Genomic DNA, 6507 nt, shown 5'->3' on the forward strand with positions numbered 1-6507 from the left:
GATCTCCATACGTTTAGTTGCTGCACACAAGCATGATCAGTCTGCTCTGTTTTGACTTAGCAGCGGCGTTTCATATTGATTGAGCGTGATGTGTTTTAGCGTCAGGTTTTCTAAGCGTGATGTTTATGGTGTGTGGTGTTCGTTGTTCAGTAAACCTGTTCAGCAGTTCAGTTTGGCAAGCTAGGCCTTTGGTCTCTGGCGGCACCGTTCCAAATCACGCGTCATCGTGTTTGGGAAAGATGGACGAGTTTGCGATTAGTTATCGGATCACGGTTGACCATGAAGCGATTTGATTCAGCGATGTTCTGGGATGCCAGCGATGCGATGCCACACGATGGCTCGATGTCAGGAGACTCCGTCTCCGATGGGGCGTTTGCATCAGGTGGTTCGGAATCTTTCACGAACTCACTTTATCCCTCTGCTGGAGCGGGCAAGCCGCTATCGCACATGTCGGATTTCGAGCAGAAGCCAAGCGTTCCAGCGGCATGTAAGCGGGTTTACGTGCCCATGTATTACGAAAAGAACTACCAGTATCCCTTGGTGGTTTGGTTGCACAACGATGGTTTCAACGAGAACCAAGTTTGCCAGGTGATGCCGCATATCAGTGATCGGAATCATTTAGCGGTGGGACTCAGAGCACCGCAGTTGATGGACGATTCGGGGCAGCGGTTCGCCTGGTCTGCGGACGGGGAATCGGTGGCCGCCGCGTCACGGCAGGTCGATGCCGTGATTGCTGAGATGGTGTCGCAATTTAATATTCATAAAGATCGCATCGTTCTGGCCGGCTATCAGTCGGGGGGATCAATGGCAATGCAGATTGCTCTGCGGCAAGCTGGGAAATATGCAGCTGTGATTTCGATGGGCGGCCAGATGGATTGGTCGCTGGCCAGTGGCCTGCAATCGGGTTCGCTGCCGGGAAAACCCTTTTCCATTTTGTGGCAGCGGGCAATGTTGGATGCTGGATTTGACCAGCAGTTGATTCTGTCCGATGTTCAGAGGGTGCAGTCGTTAGGATTGCCGATGGAGCTTCGGCAGTATCAAGATGACGACGAGATGAGCACCGTAGCGCTCAATGATGTCAATCAGTGGATCATGCGGCATGTCGTTGCCGGCGAAGGCATTGTGTCGGCTGACACGCGGTGTGATGCCAGTCATGATGGCTGGAAATCAATGCAGCGAACCTTTTCGGATAACTAATTTTTACCAGGCAACGGTTCGACATGGGAATTGAAGACCTCTCAGGCAGCTCGCCTTCACAACAAGCACAACTGGGCCAGGACGCGGATGTCACGGCTAAGATTTTGATCATCGATGATGATGCGGAAATCGTTGAATCCGTCTCGTACGCGCTCAAGGGTGAAGGCTTCGCAGTTGTCTCTGCTCGAGATGGCAATCAGGGCTTGGCCCTGGCTGAAAAAGAGTCGCCTGATTTGATCATTCTGGACATGATGATGCCCAAACGCAGTGGGTTTCTTGTCTTGGAAAAATTGCGTCGCTCAGAAGATGCCACGCCAGTGATCATGATCACTGGTAACGAAGGCAGTCGTCACAAAGCGTATGCTGAACTGCTTGGCGTGTGCGAATACATTCGCAAGCCGTTTCAGATGAACAAGCTCGTTCAGGCGGTGCGTTCGATCTTGGAAGCCGCTTAGTTTTCTGGCCGTTCTTTTTCCCTGAGCGTGACGATCATGGTTTCAACGCGTTGGCTGGTCATTGTCGCCGGTGTCTCAGGCGCTCTTGCGGTGTTGCTGGGAGCGTTCGCCGCGCATGGCTTGGAGGCGTTGCTGGCCGACCAGCAGATGGAGGCCGAGTTGGTTGCCAAACGAGTCGGTCAGTTCGATGTTGGGGCTCGATATCACCTCATTCATTCTGTTGGCCTGTTCGCGTTGGCAGCTTTCGGCGATGGCAGCAAGCGTTGGCTGGCCGCGTCCAGCTTAATGATCGCCGGGATCGTTTTGTTCAGCGGCAGTCTTTATGTGTTGGTGCTGACCAATACACCCATGTGGGGCGCCGTGACGCCTCTTGGTGGCCTCAGTTGGATCGCCAGTTGGCTCTTGATTGCCAGTCTTAGTGGGCGTTTGAAGCAGGGATTGCCTGTCGCACCGGATGCCGGGTGACGGATGCATTCATTGAGTTGTCGGCTGGGGCACCGCTTTGAACCGCGATGGGGTGGGGCCTGAAACGCCGCTGGTTCCTTGTTCGATGGGCGTTGGTCGCCTGTTCTTGGCCTGTTTCCCGTTCACAGCGATCGTGGCCGCGGATTGCCACCGGCCGCGAACGCATTGCCACCGACTGCGGACTGACCTGAAAATCCACAGCTGCCCGATACCCAGAACGGCGCCGATGCATTAGGCTTTGCAGAGAACTTTTGCTTCTGATTTTGCCGCGATAGGAGTTTCGTGGACGATGGCGCCAGATGAATCCCTGCCTGAGGGAAACCCGTCCGCTGGATTGAACATGCTGAATCCAGTTCAGGCTTCGCCGGTAGTGCCTCTTGATCAGTTGACTGCGTCGCTTGCTCCGCATGTGGCCAGTTGGCAGCATCGCTATTTATTGGGCCTGGAAACGCTAACTGCCCAAGAGATCACAACCTTGCTGGATGTGGCTCAAATCTTAAAAGAGGCGACCGAAGGTTGTCGTCGCAAGGTCCCACTGCTGACGGGCAAAACCTGCGCGAACCTGTTTTTTGAAAATAGCACGCGGACGCGGAACAGTTTCTCGTTGGCTGCGAAACGGCTTGGCGCTGACACCGTCGAGTTCGGTGCCTCGGGCTCAAGTACCGCCAAAGGCGAGACGTTTGCCGACACGGCCAAGACCATTGAAGCGATGGGAGTTGACTGGGTGGTGACGCGCCATTCCACTCCCGGGACGCCTCATTTGTTGGCACGCGAATTGAAATGCTGTGTCTTGAACGCTGGCGATGGACCACATGAGCATCCCACCCAAGGCTTGCTGGACTTGTTGACCATTCGTCAGCATCGCGAATCGATCAAAGGGCTGACGGTCGCCTTGGTAGGCGATATCGCTCACAGCCGAACAGCACGTAGCAACGTCTGGGGGCTCAAGAAACTAGGGGCTCATGTCATTATCTGCGGACCACCGACGTTGGTCAGTGAGCGCTGGAAAGAGCTCGGATTTGAAGTGGCACACCACTTGGACGAGATCCTGCCACGCTGTGACGTGTTGAACTTGTTGCGGATTCAATTTGAACGCCAGAATGCTCGCCCGTTTCCTAGCGTGCATGAATATGCCGCCTTATATGCCATGAATGCGAAACGCATGCAGTTGGCCAAAGAAGACATTTTGATCATGGCGCCGGGACCCATTAATCGAGGCGTTGAAATCACCCCTGAGGTCGCCGATGGACCGCACAGCGTGATCTTGGAGCAAGTCAACAATGGGATCGCGGTTCGGATGGCGGCCTTGTACTTGTTGTCCGCCGCCGATGATCGCTTGCGAGCCGCAGGTCGTTCCCACAGCTAACTGAGATGCCGCCGCGTCCATGGGCGTCAGGCACGTCCCGGACACTTCATTACCTTTTAGACTCGCCACGCGATTGCCGAAGACATGGTTGCTGCACTGTTGATTGAAAATGGGACGCTGGTTGATCCAAGTCAAAACTTGAATCGACCCGGGCGACTGTTGTGCATTGACGGTCAGGTTGTTTCTTTGGATCCCGCTGATGGTGATCTGCCGCCAGATGTTCAGCGAGTCGATGCCACAGGGTGTTTGGTCGCTCCGGGGTTGGTCGATCTGGGCGTCGAGCTTCGCGAACCGGGTGCTGAAGAAGACGAAACCATTGCAAGCGGTTCCGAAGCCGCATTGGTGGGCGGGTACACCTCGATCTTGGCGACCAGCAACACCAGTCCCGTGATCGATTCTTATGGAGCGGTTGAGTACGTTCGCCAGAAAGCAGCACAAGCCTCCGGAGCACGGGTGCATGTGATCGCCTGCCTCAGTAAGGGTGGCAAAGGCGAACAGATGGCCGAATTAGGGCTGCTAACGGAAGCTGGCGCTGTCGTTTTCAGTGACGCGCCCAAGCCGGTCCCCAGCGACGCGCTGCTTAAGCGTGCACTGGAATATTGCCGCATGCTTGATCGACCGGTCTTCGATCGGCCTTCAGTGCCCGAATTAGCTGCTGGCGGCGTGATGCACGACGGCAAGGTTGCGCTGGTGCTGGGGCTGAAAGGGTTGCCAACCGAAGCAGAAGACTTGGCCGTGGCTCGGGATGTTCGCTTGGCCGAAGCCACGATGGGACGATTGCATGTTGGACCGGTCAGCACGATGGGCGCCGTTGACATGTTTCGGCGAGTCAAGAGTCGAGGCGTCGAAGTCACGGCATCGGTTTGCCCGCATAACTTGATCCTGGATGACTCGGTGATGGCATCCTATGAATCTCGATTCAAAGTCCATCCGCCGCTACGCAGTCCCGCTCATGTCGAGATGCTGCGGCACGCGATCAAAGACAAGACGATTGATGCGATTCAGTCGGGGCACATGCCTCGTAGCCGCGAAAAGATGATGGACGATTTAGATCGTTCGCCGTTCGGGCTCTCCTCGCTGGAAACGTCGCTGGCGACCGCTGCGACGGCACTTGTTCGCACCGGCATCTTGGATTGGCTGGAACTGTTTGATCGCATGTCAACTCGCCCGGCTCAGATCGCTGGTCTGGATCGCGCCGGTAGCCTGCTGGCGGGCAAGGATGCAGACATTGTGATCGTTGATCCCAATGCTGGCTGGAAAGTTGATTCAAGTCAGTTTCGATCAACTTGTATCAGCACACCACTGGAAGGCGCCGAGCTGATCGGCAAAGTAAAAGCCACCATCGTTGCTGGCCAAGTCCGCTATCGTGCCGCAGGCTAGGCAACACGTCGCTTCCTTGCTGGTAGTCTTCTTCACGCAAATGCGTCGCGACTGATGCGTCAGTGATTGAACGTGAATTCGGTGCTGGTCAAGATGCTCCAGGCTGCATCGCGTAGCGCCGTCAAGCGTTCCTCGGGGCCGTATTCCTTGATGACGTTCAGCATGTTTTGCTGTTCGCTATCGGTCGGTTCACGGCACAGCGCTGCGAGGAACAGTTCTCGGATGATCATGGCGTCATCTTGTTTGGCGGCAACGGCCTTGTCGATGCGATTGTCCTTTGCCTCGAGTTTGGGATTCAGCGTGTCACCGTTAGACAGATGCAGGACCTGGACCATACTTGGTTCGTCGCTGCGTTCGCATTCGCAGGTGATTTCCCGCGGGTTGCGTCCGAAGGTTTTCAGGAAATAGGATTCGACGGCAGAGTCATAGAGTTCAATCGCTCGCGTCCCGCTTTTGTAGAAATCCGTTTTCTGCTTATCCGCCCCGGGGTAGGCAACTTGGTTAAACGTCGTCGAGGTTTCCAGGACTTGGTCGATCGAATCGAGCAAGACTTCGGCCATCAGGCGTTTGGGGTAGTAGCGACTGTTGTACTTTTGCTCGTCCCGGTTGGTGTCCAGGGCAACACTGCTGCGTTGGTACGTTTCGCTTTGCATGATGGTCTTCATCATTTGCTTGACGTCGAACTTTGCTTCGATCAGATGCTCGCTGACGGCATCTAGCATGGCTTCATTGGAGGCTGGGTTGCTCAGTCGCAGGTCATCAACTTGTTCAACCAAGCCTTGGCCGAAGAAGTTCGCCCAGATCCGATTGCCAATCGCCCGAGCGAAGTATGGATTGTCTTTATTGGTCATCCAGTCGGCCAGCACTTGGCGGCGATCACCATCGGCGTCAAACGCAATGGGTTTCTGGTCGAGGGGCGCCGGGGGTTGTGGTTTGCCTCGGTTCGGCTGGATGAGCTCGCCGTTGGTCGCCACATAGAGCGTTCGCAGGCCGTCCCCGTTTCTTCCATCGCCGCCCCAGCCTTTTGCTCGCACGCGTGCAAACAAGTTGGCCATGGCATAGTACTGGTCATTGGTCCATTTTTCCAGCGGATGGTTGTGGCACTTGGCACATCCGATCGACAATCCCATGAAGGCCTGGCAGACGTTTTCGGTCATGTCTTCGGGGGATTGGTGTAGCGCATAAAAGTTGGTGGCACCATTTTCATCGCTGCGGCCCGTGGCGGTTAGGATTTCGCTGACGAACTGGTCCCAGGGTTGATTTTCAGCAACGCGAGATCGGACCCATTGGTAATAAGATTTCACTGCGTTGGGACGCAGGCGAGTGCCGTTGATCAACAGCAAGTCCGACCATTTGTAGGTCCAGTAGGCAACGTAATCTTCGCTTGCCAGCAGATGATCGATCCAGAGGTCGCGGCGTTGATTGGGGGCAAACTGGTTGTAGGTCTGGCGTTCGGTGTCGGTGGGCAAGCGACCGATGGCATCCAGTGTGCTGCGTCGTAGAAACGCTTCGTCGTCGCATCGCGGTGAGGGGAGTGCCGGGATAAAACCGGATTGAGATAGGGAATGAAAGTGTCCTACGTAGAAAGTCTAGCCAACTGCTATGGCCTCCATCGGAGGTGCAGAGAGGGTAACCGATCTGTGC

Annotated in this window: 6 protein-coding genes; 5 read left to right on the top strand and 1 reads right to left on the bottom strand. The window is 55.4% G+C overall.

From position 1 onward, the window contains the following. Positions 1–279 precede the first annotated feature (279 nt). From SV7mr_RS07560 to SV7mr_RS07580, 5 genes are all read left to right on the top strand, one after another. Entirely contained in the window at positions 280–1197 is a 918-nt protein-coding gene (locus SV7mr_RS07560; RefSeq protein WP_145270692.1) for an alpha/beta hydrolase, read from the top strand. A gap of 23 nt (positions 1198–1220) precedes the next feature. After that, positions 1221–1652, top strand: coding sequence for a response regulator transcription factor (locus tag SV7mr_RS07565; protein ID WP_145270694.1), 432 nt, complete (start codon positions 1221–1223; stop codon positions 1650–1652). Positions 1653–1688: 36 nt separating this feature from the next. Next, positions 1689–2117, top strand: coding sequence for a DUF423 domain-containing protein (locus SV7mr_RS07570; protein WP_145270696.1), 429 nt, complete (start codon positions 1689–1691; stop codon positions 2115–2117). 385 nt (positions 2118–2502) lie between these two features. Next, entirely contained in the window at positions 2503–3483 is a 981-nt protein-coding gene (locus tag SV7mr_RS07575; RefSeq protein WP_419188455.1) for an aspartate carbamoyltransferase catalytic subunit, read from the top strand. A gap of 84 nt (positions 3484–3567) precedes the next feature. Next, entirely contained in the window at positions 3568–4863 is a 1296-nt protein-coding gene (locus SV7mr_RS07580; RefSeq protein ID WP_145270700.1) for a dihydroorotase, read from the top strand. Positions 4864–4922: 59 nt separating this feature from the next. Here SV7mr_RS07580 and SV7mr_RS07585 read toward each other — a convergent pair whose 3' ends face one another. Continuing rightward, positions 4923–6407 carry a DUF1549 and DUF1553 domain-containing protein gene (locus SV7mr_RS07585; protein ID WP_145270702.1) on the bottom strand — a complete coding sequence of 495 codons (1485 nt, stop codon included), beginning with the start codon at positions 6405–6407 and terminating at the stop codon, positions 4923–4925. Between the last annotated feature and the right edge of the window lie 100 nt (positions 6408–6507).

The sequence above is a fragment of the Stieleria bergensis genome, assembly GCA_007745635.1.
Taxonomy (GTDB): Bacteria; Planctomycetota; Planctomycetia; order Pirellulales; family Pirellulaceae; genus Stieleria; species Stieleria bergensis.